The organism is Erythrobacter sp. MTPC3 (genome assembly GCF_042854385.1).
Lineage (GTDB): Bacteria > Pseudomonadota > Alphaproteobacteria > Sphingomonadales > Sphingomonadaceae > Erythrobacter.
The window spans coordinates 456,127-473,941 of the sequence record NZ_BTGP01000001.1 but is presented as its reverse complement, the minus strand read 5'-3'; the positions used below and the strand labels follow the sequence as shown (position 1 = coordinate 473,941).

At 58.8% G+C, this 17,815-nt stretch carries 18 protein-coding genes; 15 read left to right on the top strand and 3 right to left on the bottom strand.

Annotation, left to right across the window (positions count from 1 at the left end; all coding sequences use genetic code 11):
- Positions 1–120: 120 nt before the first annotated feature.
- The 15 genes from ACGHU1_RS02300 to ACGHU1_RS02230 all read left to right on the top strand — a co-directional run bounded on the left by ACGHU1_RS02300 (position 121) and on the right by ACGHU1_RS02230 (position 15,452).
- Positions 121–516, top strand: coding sequence for a hypothetical protein (locus ACGHU1_RS02300; RefSeq protein ID WP_390582986.1), 396 nt, complete (start codon positions 121–123; stop codon positions 514–516).
- A gap of 285 nt (positions 517–801) precedes the next feature.
- A complete protein-coding gene (locus ACGHU1_RS02295; protein ID WP_390582984.1) occupies positions 802–2,247 on the top strand; it encodes a DEAD/DEAH box helicase in 1,446 nt (481 codons plus the stop codon).
- A 147-nt stretch (positions 2,248–2,394) separates the two neighbouring features.
- Positions 2,395–3,750: a glutathione-disulfide reductase gene (gene gorA, locus ACGHU1_RS02290; protein ID WP_390582983.1), complete on the top strand. Its 1,356-nt coding sequence runs from the start codon at positions 2,395–2,397 to the stop codon at positions 3,748–3,750.
- A gap of 19 nt (positions 3,751–3,769) precedes the next feature.
- Positions 3,770–4,492, top strand: a complete 723-nt coding sequence (locus ACGHU1_RS02285; RefSeq protein WP_390582981.1) for an SDR family oxidoreductase — start codon at positions 3,770–3,772, stop codon at positions 4,490–4,492.
- Positions 4,493–4,572: 80 nt separating this feature from the next.
- On the top strand, positions 4,573–6,105 hold the full coding sequence (locus ACGHU1_RS02280; protein ID WP_390582979.1) for an acyl-CoA carboxylase subunit beta: 1,533 nt from the start codon (positions 4,573–4,575) through the stop codon (positions 6,103–6,105).
- 29 nt (positions 6,106–6,134) lie between these two features.
- A complete protein-coding gene (locus ACGHU1_RS02275) occupies positions 6,135–6,410 on the top strand; it encodes a hypothetical protein (RefSeq protein WP_390582977.1) in 276 nt (91 codons plus the stop codon).
- A 1-nt stretch (position 6,411) separates the two neighbouring features.
- A complete protein-coding gene (mce, locus tag ACGHU1_RS02270) occupies positions 6,412–6,861 on the top strand; it encodes a methylmalonyl-CoA epimerase (RefSeq protein ID WP_390582975.1) in 450 nt (149 codons plus the stop codon).
- A gap of 27 nt (positions 6,862–6,888) precedes the next feature.
- Entirely contained in the window at positions 6,889–7,674 is a 786-nt protein-coding gene (locus ACGHU1_RS02265; protein ID WP_390582973.1) for an enoyl-CoA hydratase-related protein, read from the top strand.
- 19 nt (positions 7,675–7,693) lie between these two features.
- Entirely contained in the window at positions 7,694–8,047 is a 354-nt protein-coding gene (locus ACGHU1_RS02260) for a hypothetical protein (protein WP_390582971.1), read from the top strand.
- A gap of 55 nt (positions 8,048–8,102) precedes the next feature.
- The gene (scpA, locus tag ACGHU1_RS02255; protein ID WP_390582969.1) at positions 8,103–10,352 is read left to right on the top strand and encodes a methylmalonyl-CoA mutase; all 2,250 of its coding nucleotides are present in this window, start codon (positions 8,103–8,105) and stop codon (positions 10,350–10,352) included.
- A 244-nt stretch (positions 10,353–10,596) separates the two neighbouring features.
- Positions 10,597–11,607, top strand: coding sequence for a biotin synthase BioB (gene bioB / locus ACGHU1_RS02250; RefSeq protein WP_390582967.1), 1,011 nt, complete (start codon positions 10,597–10,599; stop codon positions 11,605–11,607).
- Positions 11,608–11,617: 10 nt separating this feature from the next.
- Entirely contained in the window at positions 11,618–12,403 is a 786-nt protein-coding gene (locus tag ACGHU1_RS02245) for a DUF3445 domain-containing protein (protein WP_390582966.1), read from the top strand.
- A 17-nt stretch (positions 12,404–12,420) separates the two neighbouring features.
- Positions 12,421–12,828: a lysozyme inhibitor LprI family protein gene (locus ACGHU1_RS02240; RefSeq protein ID WP_390582964.1), complete on the top strand. Its 408-nt coding sequence runs from the start codon at positions 12,421–12,423 to the stop codon at positions 12,826–12,828.
- A gap of 81 nt (positions 12,829–12,909) precedes the next feature.
- On the top strand, positions 12,910–14,946 hold the full coding sequence (locus ACGHU1_RS02235) for a biotin carboxylase N-terminal domain-containing protein (protein WP_390582962.1): 2,037 nt from the start codon (positions 12,910–12,912) through the stop codon (positions 14,944–14,946).
- A 221-nt stretch (positions 14,947–15,167) separates the two neighbouring features.
- Positions 15,168–15,452 (top strand): hypothetical protein, encoded by a 285-nt coding sequence (locus tag ACGHU1_RS02230; protein WP_390582961.1) that lies wholly within the window; start codon positions 15,168–15,170, stop codon positions 15,450–15,452.
- Between the two features lie 85 nt (positions 15,453–15,537).
- Here ACGHU1_RS02230 and ACGHU1_RS02225 read toward each other — a convergent pair whose 3' ends face one another.
- Genes ACGHU1_RS02225 through ACGHU1_RS02215 form a run of 3 tightly spaced genes read right to left on the bottom strand, consistent with a single transcriptional unit; the run spans position 15,538 to position 17,786 of the window.
- Entirely contained in the window at positions 15,538–16,095 is a 558-nt protein-coding gene (locus ACGHU1_RS02225; protein WP_390582959.1) for a chloramphenicol phosphotransferase CPT family protein, read from the bottom strand.
- A 9-nt stretch (positions 16,096–16,104) separates the two neighbouring features.
- The gene (aroB, locus tag ACGHU1_RS02220) at positions 16,105–17,229 is read right to left on the bottom strand and encodes a 3-dehydroquinate synthase (protein WP_390582957.1); all 1,125 of its coding nucleotides are present in this window, start codon (positions 17,227–17,229) and stop codon (positions 16,105–16,107) included.
- Positions 17,220–17,786 (bottom strand): shikimate kinase, encoded by a 567-nt coding sequence (locus ACGHU1_RS02215; protein WP_390582955.1) that lies wholly within the window; start codon positions 17,784–17,786, stop codon positions 17,220–17,222. The genes aroB and ACGHU1_RS02215 overlap by 10 nt, the downstream gene beginning before the upstream one ends.
- Positions 17,787–17,815 lie beyond the last annotated feature (29 nt).

Below are 17,815 nucleotides of genomic sequence, written 5' to 3'. Positions count from 1 at the left end.
AGATTTTCGCGTTACGTTGCGCTGCAGCATTTTATGCAGGATATAATTGCGCGCGCAGGTGTTTTGCGTAGTATCCGGCGCTTCCAATTCAAGTCGCCAAACCACAACAAAGGATATTCGATGGTTCGCCTCATTTCGTCATTCGCTGCAATTGCTGCACTCGCAATCACACCGGCAGCGATGGCTAAGGACGAACTGACGAAAGCATCCGCGAACATGGCGGCGGAACCTGTAAAGCTCGTCGAATTCGACGGCGAGTGGGCGGTCCTTAAGACAGCATCCCGTTTGCGGATCTGGCGCACGCACATTGCTTACACCCTGACCGTCAACGAAAACGGCGATGTGACCGGCTGCGCGATCGATGACGATTTTCGCCGGGCGTACGTGAAGCAGAAAATGTGTTCGGTTCTGCTCAAACATCACACGTTCGAGCCAGCGCGTGACGCCGCCGATATGCCGGTGGCTGCCAATTATTCGGCACGTTTATCGTTTCAGGAGATGCGCGACAGCCTCTAAGGCTTTCGGATTTCTTCCGGTGCCGTTGCCGTATCCGGTGCGGTAGCGGCAATGCTGCAGTGCACACCGCGATTGACTTTTGCGCGCGTCAGGCCCATCTGAGCGGCGAACAAGGCATGCAAGCCTCGCGTGAAGCGGCGGTTATGACATATCTGCCCCGGCGCATGACCTTGTGATTATCTAACAGACTTCCCTTTTCACGCGGGCGGTTTCAACCCCCCGCGCTGCGCTGCGATTCCGTCTGGAATCTGCCGCCGCACCGCATTTATTGCGAGTATTTACTCAATGACATTCGAAACACTCGGGCTTTCACAGCCCGTTCTCCAGGCGCTCGATCTGAAAGGATACGACACGCCGACCCCAATTCAGGAACAGGCCATTCCGCCCGTTCTCGAAGGGCGCGACCTGCTTGGCATTGCCCAGACCGGCACTGGCAAGACGGCGGCATTCATGCTGCCAAGCATCGACCGGCTGCGCGATTCCGATAACCAGATACCGTTCAAAAGCTGCCGTATGCTGGTCCTCGCCCCAACGCGTGAACTGGCCACACAGATCGCTGACAGCGCCAAGGATTACGGCGCGCTGGCGGGTCTGAAAGTGCAAGTCATCGTAGGCGGCACTTCGGTGAACAAGGACCGGAACAAATTGCACCGCGGCACCGACATCCTGATCGCGACGCCGGGCCGACTGCTCGACCTGATCGACCAGAAAGCGTTCAACCTTTCCGGTGTCGAAGTGCTGGTGCTGGACGAAGCAGACCAGATGCTCGACCTTGGTTTCGTGCACGCGCTTAAGCGGATCAACCAGCTTGTCCCGAAAGAGCGCCAGACTCTGTTCTTCAGCGCCACGATGCCGAAAGCGATCAAGGATCTGGTCAGCAATTACTGCAACAATCCCGTGCAGGTCAGCGTGACCCCGGCGGCGACGACGGCAGAGCGGATCGACCAGTACCTGTTCATGGTCCAGCAGGACGAAAAGCAGGCTCTGCTCGAGATGATCCTTTCGGGCCAGCACGATGTGCCGGGGGAAATGGAGCGGGTGCTGATTTTCAGCCGGACGAAACACGGCGCGGACCGCGTAGTGAAGAAGCTGACCCAGCGCGGCATTGCCGCCAATGCCATCCACGGCAACAAATCGCAGCCGCAGCGCCAGCGCGCGCTCGATGAATTCCGGCGCGGCAAAGTCGCCATTCTTGTGGCAACCGACGTTGCAGCGCGCGGGATCGATATTCCGGGTGTCAGCCACGTACTCAATTACGAACTGCCCAACGTGCCCGAACAATATGTCCACCGGATCGGACGCACCGCGCGCGCAGGCCGGGAAGGCATTGCCATCGCGTTTTGCGCCGAGGATGAACGGTCGTATCTCAAGGATATTCAGCGCAACACCGACGCTGAGCTGGAGCGGCTGGACCTGCCGGAAAACTTTCGCGCCGTTGTGGAAGGGGTCGGCCCGACCAAGCCTCCGCCAAAGGGGCAGAACCGCGTGTCGAACAAGAAAATCAGGCCGCGTCCAACTGGCGGCGGCAAACCGCGCGGTGATCGTCCAGACGGCGCAGGCGGCGGCGCTGGCGGAAAGCCAAAGCGCAAGCACCCCAACCGTCAGGGCAGGCCGAAGAATGCCGGTGGCGGGGGCCGACAAGGTGGCGGCCGCCCCAGTGGCGGAAGGCCCGGCGGTGGCCGCGGGAGGGGCGGTAAGCCCGGCGGCGGCGGCGGTGGTCGCTCCGACTAAGACCGGAGGCGTATCCGAAACCTTCCGTAACCCCCTGCGTATGAACTGCGAACAGCGCACCCGAAAACGGAAGGTGCGCATCCCGCGCGGTTGGCAATTGCTGCCAGCCGCGCCATAGGGCGCAGATCATTATCAGGAGCATCATGCATGGCTGACACCGAATACGATTTCGATCTCTTTACCATCGGCATCGGTTCGGGCGGCACACGCGCCAGCCGCGTCGCTGCCGCACATGGCGCACGCGTTGCTGCGGCAGAGGAACACCGCGTTGGCGGCACCTGTGTCATCCGCGGCTGTGTGCCGAAAAAGATGCTCGTGTACGGCGCGCAATTTGCCGAAGATCTTGAGGATTGCCAGCAATTTGGCTGGACCATCGAAGGCAAGAGCTTTGACTGGGTAAAGCTGCGCGATCACGTGATGAAGGACGTGGGCCGGATTGAGGGCGTCTACACCGAAACTCTGGAAAAGCACGATGTCACGCTGTTCCACGAACATGCCAAAATCACTGACGAGCACGAAATCACTCTAGCCAGCGGCAAGGTGGTAACGGCGAAGCACATCCTGATTGCGACAGGGGCGACCCCGCATGTGCCGGACTTTCCGGGCAACGAGCATGTTATCACTTCGAATGAGGCATTTCATCTGGACGAAGTTCCAGGCTGCATCCTGATTTTGGGCGGCGGCTACATCGCAAACGAGTTCGCCGGTATTTTCAATGAATTCGGATCGAAAGTCGTGGTGGCCAACAGGTCCGATGTGATCTTGCGCAGTTACGATTTTTCCATGCGCGACCGTTTGATGCAGATATCCATGACCAAGGGGATCGAATTCCTTTTCCGTGCCGAGGTCGAGAAGCTTGAAAAACGCGATGACGGCACCTTCGCGGTAAAGATGACTGGCGTGGAAGAGCGGACTTTCGACCTCGTGATGGCCGCGACTGGCCGTGTTCCCAATGTCGAGGGGCTTGGCCTCGAAAATGTCGGGGTCGAACTGGGCAAGCGGGGCGAGATCAAAGTCGACGAATTTTCCAAAACGAATGTCGATTACATCTACGCCGTCGGCGACGTGACCGACCGCGTGCAACTGACCCCGGTTGCAATCCGCGAAGGACAGGCGTTTGCCGACAGCGTGTTTGGCGATGTCGAACCGTATTCGGTCGACCATTCCTGCATTCCAAGCGCAGTCTTCAGCCACCCGCCTATCTCGTCAGTGGGCCTGAATGAGCGCGAGGCGAAAGAACAATACGGCCAGGTAAAGGTCTATACATCGGATTTCCGCCCGATGAAAAACGTTGTGGCGGGCCGCAACGAACGCAGTCTTGTCAAAATGATCTGCGACGGCGCGAATGGTCAGATTTTAGGCGTTCACATGATCGGTCCCTATGCTCCAGAAATCATGCAAACCGCGGCGGTCGCGGTAAAAGCCGGCATGAACAAGGCTGATTTCGATGCAACCACGGCGATCCATCCAACCGTTGCCGAAGAGCTGGTTTTGATGAAATAATCGTTGTACGCTCCGGCGTATGGAAATCTCTGGAAAGACAATCCTGCTTACCGGCGGGACCGCTGGCATAGGCCGTGAAATGGCGCTCCAGCTGAAAGATAAGGGTGCAAAGGTCGTTGTGACCGGGCGGAATCCTGATCGGTTGGCGGCAATGGCACGCGAAGGGTTTGAGACAATTTCGGCGGGACTTTCCGATGCAGCAGGTGTCGATGCGCTGCTGGAGGCATGGGGCGCCCGCAATCTTGACGTGCTGATCAACAATGCGGGACAATTGGTTGATCACGATTTCCGCAAGGGCACGCCGGATGCCGATGCCACTGACGTTTGCATCTACGCCAATTTGAACGCGCCGATCCGTTTGATCACTGCATTGGCGCAGCGACTGCAGGCACAACCCGAAGCAGGGATTGTCAATGTTACGAGCGGCCTGGCTATCTCACCTGCTGCGCGCCAGCCGGTTTATTGCGCGACGAAATCGGGTCTGCGCTTTTATTCTCTGGCACTGCGCGAACAAATGAAAAACACCAATGTCCGCGTGATCGAGGCGTTGCCTCCTGTGGTCGATACTCAGATGAATGCCGGCAGGGCAGTCAAGAAAATGTCGCCGGAGGAATGCGCTCGGCAGATTGTCGAGGCGATCGAAAAAGACCGTGATGAAGCCAATATCGGCATGACCAAGACACTGCGAATTGCGGAGTCGATATCTCCCGCACTCGCCCGCAGCATCACACTCAAATTCTAGCGCGATCCGCGTTTTTGATACGTTGACGCTGCCGCGCGGCTCCGGCATCGACACATCAAGTTTGCAAACAGGGATCAGACATGTCCGCCAATATCGCCGAACTGGAACGCCGCCGTGCAGCTGCCAAAATGGGCGGCGGGCAAAAGCGGATCGACGCGCAGCATGCCAAGGGTAAGCTGACCGCAAGGGAACGGCTATCCGTGCTGCTGGACGAGGGCAGCTTTGAAGAGCTGGACGCCTATGTCGAGCACGATTGCGTCGATTTCGGCATGTCCGAACAGAAAATCCCCGGCGATGGCGTGGTCACTGGATCGGGCACGATCAATGGCCGCCTTGTCTATGTCTTCAGCCAGGATTTCACCGTGTTTGGCGGCTCACTGTCAAAACGCCATGCGGAGAAAATCTGCAAGGTGATGGACACCGCGATGAAGGTTGGCGCACCCGTCATCGGCCTGAATGACAGCGGCGGCGCGCGTATTCAGGAAGGCGTGGCGTCACTCGGCGGATATGCCGAAGTTTTCCAGCGCAACGTATTGGCAAGCGGTGTCGTGCCGCAGATCAGCCTCATCATGGGGCCGTGCGCGGGAGGCGCGGTGTATTCGCCCGCGATGACCGACTTCATCTTCATGGTGAAGGACAGCTCATACATGTTCGTGACCGGCCCGGATGTCGTGAAGACGGTCACCAATGAAGAAGTCACTCAGGAAGAACTGGGCGGCGCGGTGACGCACACGACCAAGACGAGCGTCGCCGATATCGCGTTTGAAAACGACATCGAAACGCTGCTTTCGACGCGCGAGTTTTTCAATTACCTGCCGCTGTCCAACCGCGAGGAAGTGCCCACGCTGCCGACGGACGATCCGTTCGACCGCGTAGAAGATAGCCTCGATACCCTGATCCCGGACAATGCGAACCAGCCATACGACATGCATGAGGTGATCGCGAAGACGGTGGACGAGGGATCGTTCTTCGAAATTCAGCCCGCCCATGCCGCGAACATCATTTGCGGGTTTGGCCGGGTCGAGGGGCGCACCGTGGGCGTAGTCGCGAACCAGCCGATGGTGCTGGCGGGCGTGCTCGACATCAATTCATCGAAGAAAGCTGCGCGATTCGTGCGGTTCTGCGATGCGTTTGAAATTCCGATTGTGACGTTCGTCGACGTCCCCGGCTTTCTGCCCGGCACCTCTCAGGAACTGGGCGGCATCATCAAACATGGCGCAAAGCTGCTGTTCGCCTATGCCGAGGCGACCGTGCCCAAGATCACGATCATCACGCGCAAGGCGTATGGCGGCGCATACGACGTCATGGCGTCAAAGCACCTGCGCGGGGATTTGAATTACGCCTGGCCTACCGCAGAGATCGCGGTGATGGGCGCAAAGGGCGCCGTAGAGATCATCTTCCGATCAGACCGCGGCAACGCAGAAAAGATCGCCGAGAAAACGAAGGAGTACGAAGACCGCTTCGCCAACCCCTTCGTCGCGGCACAGCGCGGCTATATCGACGAGGTGATCTACCCGCGAAACACGCGGCGGAGGATTGCACTGGGGCTAAGGAAGCTGCGGACTAAGCAGTTAGAGAACCCTTGGAAGAAGCATGACAATATTCCGCTGTGAGTGAGAAGGGCGAAAAGGATCGGCAGTACATGCTTTTCTTCGGCGTGGTGCTCATTGTGGCCCTGCTTGCCGTCGCTGATCCGTTGGACAGCGCATCGATCTCACATCGCTCCATCGGGGGTTTGATCCTCGGACCTCTCGCATTTGCTTACGCCTTTCGGGGCTTCGTGCGAGGCGAGTTTCCGGAGCTTTCACAGGCATCAAGAAGCAAGAATGAGTTTCAATTCTGGTTTTGCTTTGTTGTGTTCACTTTTATGGGAATTGCCATGACAGTGTTGGGCGTAAGAGCTTTCTTGGAGCTATGAAATGAAACTCGGCCGCCTAAATCACATCGGCGTTGCAACGCCTTCTATCGAAGCTTCCATTGTGCATTACCGCGACACGATGGGCGCGACTGATATTCACACACCGTTCGACCTGCCCGAACAGGGCGTGAAGGTCTGCTTTATCGACACGCCAGGTGAGAATTACACCGATGGCACTCAAATTGAACTGATCGAGCCGCTTGGCCCGGACAGCGCGATCCACAACTTCCTCGCCAAAAACCCTCTTGGCGGGCAGCATCATGTCTGCTTCGAAGTTCCCGATATCGAGGAGGCGCGCGCCGACTTTGAGGGGAAGGGCAAACGCATCCTTGGCCCAACGCGCATTGGCGCGCATGGCACTCCTATCTTTTTCGTCCATCCAAAGGACATGCAGGGCATGCTTACAGAAATCATGGAAACACCGAAAGAGGATGCGCACTGGTCGAACTGACCGGATCGCCCAGCGAGAGAGAGAAACATGTCCTACGAAACCATTCGCGTCGATAAAGACGGCCCGCTGACCACCATCACCCTGAACCGTCCCGACCGGCTGAACGCGATGCCGCCGCAAATGGCGGACGAAATCGGGCAGGTGTTTTACGATCTGGGTGATGCCCGCGCCGTCCTGATTACAGGAGAGGGCAAGGGCTTCTGTTCAGGCGCGGACCTTTCCGCGCGCAGCGGCGATAATCCGCTGACGGGCAAGGGCGGCTCTCATGAGGCGCTGAACAATCATTACAACCCAGCGATCAGTCATCTGATCCGCGCCGATGTGCCGGTGATCTGCGCGGTCAACGGTCCTGCGGCGGGCGTCGGGTGCAGCCTCGCGCTGGCGGCGGATTTCACGATCGCGGCTAAGAAGGCGTATTTCCTGCAGGCTTTCGTCAATATCGGCCTTGTTCCGGATGGTGGCTCCACGTGGCTACTTGCCCGCGCGATTGGCCGCGCGCGCGCCACTCGGATGATGATGCTGGGCGAGAAAATCAGTGCAGAGCAGGCCGAGGAATGGGGCCTGATCTACAAATGCGTTGACGATGATGCGTTGATGGACGAAGCGCGCGCACTGGCAGAAAAGCTCGCCAATGGTCCGACGCTTGCCTACGCCGCGATGAAGCGCAACATCGCCACCGCGCTCGACGGCAATCTCCAGCATGTCCTGCTTGCGGAGGCGGAGGCCCAGCACATCGCAGGCCGCAGCGCCGATGCGAAAGAGGGCGGCAAAGCCTTCCTCGAAAAGCGCAAAGCGCAGTTCAAAGGCCAGTAATCGCAGGGCAGATTGACACATGACCAGGGAACAAGGATCGGGCGAGACCGGAAGTCTGTTCACCGCGCTCTTCGCAGCTCTGGCAACCGGTGCGGCCATTTTTTCTTGGTTGGAGGCTCTTTCATTTGATCCCTGCAATACAATCCTGACGCATGGCGGGGCGGGCTGCATTGAACCCGGCCTGAGCGGGATCATCATCGGCGCGGTCTGCGCGGCGTTTGGATTGACCATCGCATCGGGCGCAGTTCGCGCGCCAGCCCGCGCCGACGTGTCAAAGATGGACCGCGCGCTGCTGGGCTGGTTCGGCCTGATGTTTGCCGTAACCGGCGGCGCAATCGCATTCGCGCAGTGGACCGTCGGGACGGGATTGTGATGAAATCTGCGGCGCGGCCTTTTTTGAACCTCGCAATACCGTTAGAGCCCCTGACATGACCGACAAACCGACCCCCGCCGACTGGAAAGCCCTCGCCGAGAAGGAATCGAAAGGGCGCGACCTGACATGGGAAACGCCCGAGGGCTTCGCGATCAAGCCGCTGTATACCGCAGAAGATCACGTGGATTTCGATCCGGGTCTCCCCGGTTTTGCGCCGTTCACACGCGGGGTGAAGGCCAGCATGTATGCAGGCCGCCCGTGGACGATCCGGCAATATGCAGGGTTTTCTACCGCAGAGGAATCCAACGCATTTTACCGCCGCAATCTGGCGATGGGGCAAAAGGGGCTGTCGGTCGCTTTCGACCTCGCCACGCACCGCGGATATGACAGCGATCACCCGCGCGTGGTCGGTGATGTGGGCAAGGCAGGCGTTGCCATCGATACGGTCGCCGACATGCAGGTGCTGTTCGATGAGATCCCGCTCGACACGATGTCCGTCTCCATGACGATGAACGGCGCAGTGATCCCGATCATGGCGTTTTATATCGTCGCGGGGGAGCGGTCCGGCGTTTCGCAGGATAAGCTTTCTGGCACGATCCAGAACGACATTCTGAAAGAGTTTATGGTCCGCAACACCTACATCTATCCGCCCGAACCATCGATGCGGATTGTTTCGGACATCATCGCATATACCTCTGCCAACATGCCGAAATTTAACTCGATTTCGATCAGCGGCTATCACATGCACGAAGCCGGAGCGACGGCGGTGCAGGAACTCGCCTTTACCATCGCGGATGGCAAGGAATACGCCGAAAAGGCGATGGCGACCGGGCTGGATATTGATGCGTTTGCAGGGCGGCTCTCGTTCTTTTTCGGGATCGGCATGAATTTCTTCATGGAGATTGCGAAGCTGCGCGCCGCGCGGACCCTATGGTACAAGGTGATGGACGGGCTGGGCGCGAAAACGGAACGCTCAAAGATGCTGCGCACGCACTGTCAGACCAGCGGTGTCTCCCTGCAAGAGCAAGATCCCTACAACAACGTGATGCGCACCACGATAGAGGCGATGGCCGCGACGCTTGGCGGCACGCAGTCGCTGCATACAAATGCGCTGGATGAGGCGATCGCGCTGCCGACCGATTTCTCCGCGCGGATTGCCCGCAACACGCAGCTGGTTCTGCAAGAGGAAAGCGGCATCACCAATGTCGTCGATCCGCTGGGCGGTTCGCATTATATCGAGGCGCTGACAGCGACGCTCGTCGAAGAAGCTGAAAAGCTGATGGCCGAGGTCGATGAAGCGGGCGGCATGACCAAATATGTCGCCACCGGCGCGCCCAAGGCTGCGATTGAACGCGCGGCGGCGGAAAAGCAGACGAGCGTTGATAAGGGCGAAACCGTGATCGTCGGAGTCAACAAATACCGCAAGGAAACCGAAGACCCGATTGAAACGCTCGATATCGACAATGCGAAAGTGCGCAAGGATCAGATCGCCCGGATCGAGCGGGTGCGGGCAGGGCGCGATGAAGCGGCGTGTCAGGCCGCGCTTGAGGCGCTGAGAGAGGCGGCGGCGACCGACCCTGCGGCTGCGCGTGCGGCGCTGGGTGACGGCCGCGATGAGCGGGGTGTTCCGCTCCCGCCAAAAGTGCTCGCCGAAATGGAGGCGAAAGGCGATGTGAACCTACTGGCAAAGGCGGTAGAGGCTGCACGCCAAGACGCGACGCTTGGCGAAATTTCGGCGGCAATGGAGCAGGTCTTTGGCCGCCACGACGCCACGCCAAAGCCGGTGACAGGCGTTTACAAGACCGCATACGAATTCGACCGCCGCTGGGCGCAGGTCACGGACGGTGTCGATGCCGTCGAACGCCGCCTTGGCCGCAAGCCGCGCATTCTTGTCGCCAAAATGGGGCAGGACGGCCATGATCGCGGCGCGAACGTGATTGCATCTGCGTTTACTGATATGGGTTTCGAGGTTGTGTCAGGCCCGCTGTTCCAGACACCCGAAGAAACCCGCGACATGGCTTTGGAAGCGGACGTCGATGTGATCGGCGCGTCAAGCCTTGCAGCGGGGCACAAAACCCTGATCCCGGAACTGATCCGCTTGCTAAGAGACGCGGGACGCAGCGATATCAAGGTGACAGCAGGCGGGGTGATCCCGGCATCGGACTATGATTTCCTGCGCGAAGCAGGGGTGCAGGGTATTTACGGCCCCGGATCAAACGTGGTCGAATGCGCGGCGGATATTCTGACGCTGCTCGGACATAATATGCCGCCTTTGGGCGAAGGATTGGACGAGGCTGCTGAGTGAGAAAACTTGAAATTGCCGCAGCTACACTTCTGACATTCTTATTCTTCTCACTTGGTTACGCCATCGAATTCTTGAACACATTTGTGGGAAGACTATTCGGGTTGCCTGGCCCGTATTCCGATGGCCCAATGGCTTGGGTCTGGTTCGCAATTAACATTGTCATTATCGCTCTAGTATCGTGGGCATTCTGCCGACAGATCATTCGCAGGGCTGAGAAGAACACTATCAACGAAAGCACATTCCTTTGACCCACCCCCGCACCGACTGGACCCGCGATGAAATCGCGGAACTGTTCGACCTGCCCTTCACTGAACTGCTGTTCCAAACCGCCAGCATCCACCGCGAGTATCATCCGCCTGAACAGGTCCAGCTTTGCACCCTGCTCAGCATCAAGACCGGTGGCTGCCCCGAGGATTGCGGCTATTGCTCGCAATCGGTGAAGGCCGATAGCGGGGTCGAGGCAACGAAGCTGATGGATGTGCAAGCGGTGCTGCAATCAGCGGCGCAGGCCAAGGATCACGGCAGCCAGCGGTTCTGCATGGGTGCCGCGTGGCGCAATCCCAAAGACCGCGACATGCCAGCGATTGTCGAAATCGTGAAAGGCGTGCGCGAGATGGGGCTGGAAACCTGCATGACGCTGGGAATGCTGGAGCCGCATCAGGCCGATATGCTCGCCGAAGCGGGCCTCGATTATTACAACCACAACATCGACAGCAGCCCGGAATATTATGAGCGGGTGATTTCGACCCGCGATTTCCAGTCGCGGCTCGATACTCTGGATCACGTCCGCAAATCAGGCATCAATGTGTGCAGCGGCGGGATCGTCGGCATGGGTGAAACGCGCGAGGACCGCGTCGGCTTCATCCATACGCTCGCCACGCTGGAGGAGCATCCTGAAAGCGTGCCTGTCAACGCGCTGGTTCCGGTGAAGGGTACCGTGCTGGGCGATATGCTGGCCGATACGCCGATGGCCAAAATTGATGACATCGAATTCGTACGCACCGTCGCGGTCGCCCGGATCACCATGCCGCGGTCGATGGTGCGGCTGTCGGCAGGACGCGAAAGCATGAGCGATGCCGCGCAGGCGCTGTGCTTCCTGGCCGGGGCGAATTCGATCTTTACCGGCGATAAGCTGCTCACTGCGCCCAACGCAGGCGATGACAGCGACGGTGCGCTGTTTGCAAAGCTAGGGCTGACCGCGCTTCAGGGTGAGGAGCCCGCGCGCGCCTGCAAGGTTCGCGAACCGGCAGAGTGATCGCCGCCAGATGACCCTGGGCTTTTCCGTCGATGCGCTGCTGGCAAAGGCGCGGATGGGCGGAAAGCTCAAAATGGGATTGGTGCGCCTCCATGAGGGCGATTGGCTGCAACCCGAACCGGACCTTTCTGCGCGCGCGGCGGCGTTCGCAGACTGGCCCGTTGGGGTGCAATTGACGCGAGACGCCGACGCGCCGGGGCGCGAGCTTGCAGCGATGGTTGGCGTAAGGGGCGGGTTGGCGGAGGCAGCGGCAGCATCGCATGAGGATATGTGCCTGCTTACGCGGCAACCGGACGAGGACGTATACCGCCTAATCGGCGCGGCGGTCGCGTGGCCTTCCGACTGGAAGCCTAAGGACAAGATCGGCCTGCCCCTGCGCGCGCTACATTCCCCAATCGCCGGATACGAAGAGCACCTCGCGAGCGGGGTGGACCGGTTCATGGACACGCTGAAACCCGGGCCGATCTATGGCCGCTGCAATTGGTTTATCGCGCCGACGGGGGAGCGCAGGTGGCTTGCCAGCGAGCTGCCGGATCAGCCTTTCGCCCACGTAACGTCGGATAATGCGGGTGAGACACTGTTCGTGCGGTCAGAGCGCCAGACCTTGCGCCGCTTGCCGGATACAGACGCGATCCTGTTCACCATCGGCATCTATGTCGAACCGCTTGGCGCGTTATCGCCGTTGAGTATCGCCAGCCTTGGTGAAGCGGTGCAGTCCCTGGTAACTGGCGAAGGCGAACGTCGCGGCACGCCGCACTATGCCGCAGCTCTGACCGGTTTTGCTCGAAGTTTCTGAGAAGAAGGACGAATATAATGATCGTATCCGTACTCTCGCTTCTGCTGCAAGGCGCGCAGCCATATGAACCGGTCTGCAACCAAGAGGCCGCGGATCGCGGTATCCAGCAGGAAATGAACATCTGCGCTATGACAGAATACCGCGCAGCCGATGCCAATCTGAATGCGCAGTGGAAAATTACCAGCTCCAAAATGAAGGCTCGCGACGATGGGTGGACGCCCGATTGGGATGACAGGCCCGGCTATTTCGCGTCTCTGCTTGAGGGGCAGCGCGCGTGGATCGCCTATCGCGACGCCCATTGCCGCACCGATGGGTATGCCGCGCGCGGAGGCAGCCTTGAACCGTTGCTTGTCTCGACGTGCAAAACCACTTTGACCAAGGCGCGGACAGAAGAATTGCGCGCGCTTGCCGATGGCCCGGAATAGGTGGCAGTTTGGGTAGGTTGCCTGCCTGCGCATGACACGCCATAGGCTTTTGCAAGCCAGTTATCCTGTCGGAGGTTCCGTTTGTTTTCCAAGATCCTGATCGCCAATCGCGGCGAAATTGCCTGCCGGGTCATCACCACTGCCCGGAAAATGGGAATCGCCACGGTCGCGGTGTATTCGGACGCCGATGCGCGCGCGCCGTTCGTCAAAATGGCGGACGAGGCGGTCCATATCGGCCCGGCGCCTGCTGCGGAAAGCTATCTGATCCCGGAAAAGATCATCGCCGCGTGCAAGGAGACAGGCGCTGAGGCGGTCCATCCCGGCTATGGTTTCCTGTCCGAACGCGCGAGCTTTGTCGACGCACTGGCGGCTGAGAATATCGCATTCATCGGCCCGCCCGCTCCCGCGATTGCGGCAATGGGCGACAAGATTGAATCGAAGAAACTGGCGCGTGAAGCCGGTGTAAACGTGGTCCCCGGTTTCGTCGGGGAAATCCGCGACACCGAACATGCGGTCGAGATTTCGGACGACATAGGATATCCGGTGATGATGAAGGCCTCCGCAGGCGGCGGAGGAAAGGGGATGCGCCTGGCATGGTCGGAAAAAGACGTGCGCGAAGGGTTCGAGGCGACTAAGCGTGAAGGGCTCAATTCCTTTGGCGATGACCGCGTGTTTATCGAAAAATTCATCGAGAACCCGCGCCATATCGAGATTCAAATCCTCGGCGATAAGCACGGCAATGTGCTGTATCTGAATGAACGCGAATGCTCGATCCAGCGCCGCCACCAAAAGGTCGTCGAAGAAGCGCCGTCGCCCTTCGTCACGCCCAAAATGCGTAAAGCGATGGGCGAACAATGCGTCGCGCTATCCAAAGCGGTCGATTACCATTCGGCAGGCACAGTCGAACTGATTGTCAGCGGCGCGGACCCGACCGGCGAGAGTTTCTATTTTCTTGAAATGAACACGCGGCTTCAGGTCGAACACCCGGTTACCGAAGCGATCACCGGCATTGATCTGGTCGAACAGATGATCCGTGTCGCGGCTGGTGAAAAACTGGCAATGACGCAGGACGATATCGGGATTGACGGCTGGTCGATTGAAAACCGCGTCTATGCCGAAGACCCCTATCGCGGATTTCTGCCGTCGACAGGCCGCCTGGTCCATTACTCGCCGCCAGTCGAAGGGTGGAGCGATGACGGCGAAGTTCAGGGCAAGGCACGGCGCGGCGTCGCGCACGGGTCCGGCAGCATCCGTGTCGATGACGGCGTGTTTGAAGGCGGCGAGGTGTCGATGTTCTACGACCCCATGATCGCCAAGCTGATCACATGGGCACCGACCCGCGAAGAGGCAGCTGATCTTCAAATAGAGGCGCTGGATCGTTTCCGCATTGAGGGGCTGGGCCACAATGTCGATTTCCTGAGCGCGATCATGCAGCACCCGCGCTTCCGCTCGGGGGAGCTGACCACGGGTTTCATCGCGGAGGAATATCCCGACGGCTTTGAAGGGGCATTTGCTGACGAGGCGTTGCAGCGCCAGTTGGCGGCGCTGTTTGCCGGCGCTGAATTCACCCAGCAAGTCCGTGCGCGCCGGATTTCGGGGCAGCTAAATGGCTGCGACAATCCGCCGTCGCGCTGGATGGTAACGATGGACGGCAGGTCATTCGACGTATTGCTTGAGACAGGCGGTGCGACTGTCGATGGAGAGGCTGTCAGCGGCACTTGGGACTGGGAAGTCGGAATGCCGATTGCGCAGGTCACTGGCGACAATGAAATGGCCGTCCAGATCAAACGGGCCGGCGTTCGGTGGAGAATGACCACACGCGGGGCCTCTCACGAGGCGCTGGTTCTTCCGGCCGATCTCGCCCCGCTGACACAGCACATGATCGAAAAGGTGCCGCCCGACCTTTCAAAGATGCTGATCTGCCCGATGCCCGGAATGTTGGTGAAGCTGCATGTTGGCGAAGGTGAAGAGGTGCAGCCGGGTCAGCCGCTTGCGACGGTTGAGGCGATGAAGATGGAAAATATCCTACGCGCCGAGAAAGAGGGCACGATTGCGTCCATCAACGCGCAGGAAGGCGAGAGCCTGGCGGTCGACGCGGTCATCCTCGAACTGGAATAAACCGGTCGCGAAATCCTGCGATTCTGTTTTCGAACAAGCCTCGGCAATTTTCTGCGATCGGTGCTGATTCGATATTACGGCATTTTTGTATGGAGACGACAATCTCTCGATTTGGCACAGAAAAGGACGTTAACACTCTACCAACCTTGCTTGCTTTGCGAGATTATTTGCGGTGCGAATCGCGCAATTTTGCGCGGCTCAACGCGGCAAGGGAAGACGACATGGCCAAACGAGGGACAGGATATTTCGACCGCAGGGGTAATTTCTTCAAATCACCCCGCGACGCAACAGCCAGCGATATTGCGGCATTGCTTGGACAGATTGGCGACGGCGAAAGCCTTGCGCCTGGAATTGCGCATCTGCTTATCGACCAGCGCCCGGCGATAGAGACACTTTTCGCCGAACACGACGATATGATGGCCGAATTCACGGCCAACAATAAAGCGGATGTGACGACAATCGGATCAAAAATCGCAAAACTGCCCAGCCGCCCGACAGGGTCATGAAGCTTATGCTTCGTCTTTGAAGTCGAATCTCGAAATTATCCAGCCGCGAGGCAGGTGATCGACAGTGAGTGACCAGATCTGCGAGTTAGCTGCGCATGCCGCATTCGCCGAGAATACGCGCTGCTATATCTTCCGCTTCATCGGTCGATGTATCAACCTCCATGTCGTATTCGATATTTTGATGCAACTTGATGGACTGAGCGCGGGCCAGTCCGATCAATCTGTCACCGCGCAACTTTTCGCGGCTTTCGATTATCCTGATAGGTGCGCCAACTTTCACGAACAAGGTACGCGATTTTGACAATCTGGATCGATAATCAGCAATTTGACTTTCTTCGCAAACCTCATCCACCACGAGATCCAGCCCTGAATCTGCGAGACCACTTACGCAGGTCCGCATCGCAGTCAGCAGGCGCGCGCCTTTGGGTCCGGTCCCGATATTAGGTAATTCGATGCCTGCAACCTTCATGTGTTGGACTGGAAACCAATCCGATGTGAACTCTTTGCCGCTAGGGACCATCGAGATGAAATCGTCCATCGCAACGTGGAGAAATGGGCGCTCAGCCTTTGCTTGAATTGCTCTCGCAATCGTCGACTTTCCTGCACTACTTACGCCATTGAGAATTATCGTTTGCGCGGTCATGACACTAGATCAGCTTTCGTGCATCTGTTCATCAAGAAAAGCCGCCACATCATCCAGCGCAACATCGCGCGCAAGATAAGCGTGCCCGATTTCCCTCATCAGCAGGAAGGGCAGCGTATCGCCCTCCATCTTCTTGTCATGCCGCATGTGGTCGGCAAGTTTGGCTCCGCTGCAATCCAGTCCCATGGCGCTGATTTCCGAGGGCAGGCCCGCATCGGCAATGGCCCGCGCTGCGCGCTGCGCGCCCTGTTCCGACAAATCGCCGCGCCGCGCTGAATATCTGGCGGCAAGCACCATTCCTGCAGCAACCGCTTCGCCGTGTAACAGCCGGTCGGAAAATCCGGTTTCCGCCTCCAACGCGTGCCCGAATGTATGGCCGAGATTGAGCAGCGCGCGTACGCCGGTCGTCTCGCGCTCATCCTCGGCTACGATCCGTGCCTTCGCCTCAATACTTGTGGCAATGGCATGGGCCAGCGCCTCCGGCTTACGCGATAGAACTGCGTCGCCGGTTTCTTCAAGCCAGCCAAAAAATGCCGCATCGCCTAGCAAGCCGTATTTGATCACCTCGGCATAGCCGGCGCGCATTTCGCGGTCAGGCAGGGTCTCAAGGACAACCGGATCGATGAAGACCGCCGAAGGCTGATGGAATGCGCCGATCAGGTTTTTGCCAGCTGCGGTGTTGATCGCGGTTTTTCCGCCGACGGAGCTATCGACCTGTGCCAGCAGCGTGGTGGGTATCTGGACGAAGCCGCATCCGCGTTTTGTCACAGCACAGGCAAAGCCGGTGAGGTCGCCCACAACTCCGCCGCCCAGCGCAAAGACATGGTCGGTGCGTGTCACGCCAAGCTCCAGCAGGCGGTCCGTCAATCGTTCAAGCACGGCCCAGCTTTTCGCGCCTTCGCCCGGCTCAACAACGAACCAGTCGGCGCGCAGCCCGGCGCTCTTGAGACTTTTATCGACCGCGTCGCGGTAAAGCCGGTGCGTGTTCGTATCAGCCACGAAGGGGACGGGCCGAGCTGATGTGCGATAGCTTTCCAGATAGGGCGCAGCATGCGTTGCCAGATCGCCCAGCAATGCGCGCTCGATTGTCACATCATAACTGCGACCGGACAGTGCGACGGGGATTACAGCCATCGGTCAATTGCCTCGATTATAGTCTTTGCCGTGTTCGAATGGGGGCCATCCTCGCTCAGCACGCGGATCTGCGCCTGACTGTAAAACGCGGCACGTTCGCCGTGCAGTTTCATAAGGATTTCTTTCGGATCACCCGTTTTCAAAAGCGGGCGATGATCGCGGCGGGATGTGCGTTCCACCAAGGTATCGACATCGCAATCGATCCAGACCGCAATGGCTTTTTCAAGGATAAGCGCGCGCGTTTCAGGATCGACAAAGGCGCCGCCGCCGGTTGCGATGATGCCGCTGTTTTCTTCTATCAGGCGGGCGATAACGCGGCGTTCTCCGTCGCGAAAATAGGCCTCGCCAAATTCCTCGAATATCTCGGAGACCTTGCGCTGGGCCGCATCCTCGATCGCGTCGTCAGCATCGACAAAGTCCCGGGCCAGTAATGTCGCAAGCCGACGCCCCACAGTGGATTTGCCAGCGCCCATCAATCCCACCAGCACCACAGGCCGGTCGATCCGGCTTGCGATACGGGCGATTTCATCATCGGTTAAAGACGGCGCGGCAGTCATTGCCGCATGGCCTATAGATGGGGTAGGGC

Excerpts from the sequence above, each read along its gene's own strand:
- aroB (WP_390582957.1), bottom strand. The coding sequence starts at position 17,229 with ATGGCTGTAATCCCCGTCGCACTGTCCGGTCGCAGTTATGATGTGACA.
- ACGHU1_RS02215 (WP_390582955.1), bottom strand. The coding sequence starts at position 17,786 with ATGACTGCCGCGCCGTCTTTAACCGATGATGAAATCGCCCGTATCGCA.
- ACGHU1_RS02245 (WP_390582966.1), top strand. The coding sequence starts at position 11,618 with ATGACCCTGGGCTTTTCCGTCGATGCGCTGCTGGCAAAGGCGCGGATG.
- ACGHU1_RS02230 (WP_390582961.1), top strand. The coding sequence starts at position 15,168 with ATGGCCAAACGAGGGACAGGATATTTCGACCGCAGGGGTAATTTCTTC.
- ACGHU1_RS02260 (WP_390582971.1), top strand. The coding sequence starts at position 7,694 with ATGACCAGGGAACAAGGATCGGGCGAGACCGGAAGTCTGTTCACCGCG.
- ACGHU1_RS02275 (WP_390582977.1), top strand. The coding sequence starts at position 6,135 with ATGCTTTTCTTCGGCGTGGTGCTCATTGTGGCCCTGCTTGCCGTCGCT.
- ACGHU1_RS02285 (WP_390582981.1), top strand. The coding sequence starts at position 3,770 with ATGGAAATCTCTGGAAAGACAATCCTGCTTACCGGCGGGACCGCTGGC.
- ACGHU1_RS02280 (WP_390582979.1), top strand. The coding sequence starts at position 4,573 with ATGTCCGCCAATATCGCCGAACTGGAACGCCGCCGTGCAGCTGCCAAA.
- ACGHU1_RS02295 (WP_390582984.1), top strand. The coding sequence starts at position 802 with ATGACATTCGAAACACTCGGGCTTTCACAGCCCGTTCTCCAGGCGCTC.
- ACGHU1_RS02225 (WP_390582959.1), bottom strand. The coding sequence starts at position 16,095 with ATGACCGCGCAAACGATAATTCTCAATGGCGTAAGTAGTGCAGGAAAG.
- mce (WP_390582975.1), top strand. The coding sequence starts at position 6,412 with ATGAAACTCGGCCGCCTAAATCACATCGGCGTTGCAACGCCTTCTATC.
- ACGHU1_RS02240 (WP_390582964.1), top strand. The coding sequence starts at position 12,421 with ATGATCGTATCCGTACTCTCGCTTCTGCTGCAAGGCGCGCAGCCATAT.
- scpA (WP_390582969.1), top strand. The coding sequence starts at position 8,103 with ATGACCGACAAACCGACCCCCGCCGACTGGAAAGCCCTCGCCGAGAAG.
- ACGHU1_RS02265 (WP_390582973.1), top strand. The coding sequence starts at position 6,889 with ATGTCCTACGAAACCATTCGCGTCGATAAAGACGGCCCGCTGACCACC.
- gorA (WP_390582983.1), top strand. The coding sequence starts at position 2,395 with ATGGCTGACACCGAATACGATTTCGATCTCTTTACCATCGGCATCGGT.
- ACGHU1_RS02300 (WP_390582986.1), top strand. The coding sequence starts at position 121 with ATGGTTCGCCTCATTTCGTCATTCGCTGCAATTGCTGCACTCGCAATC.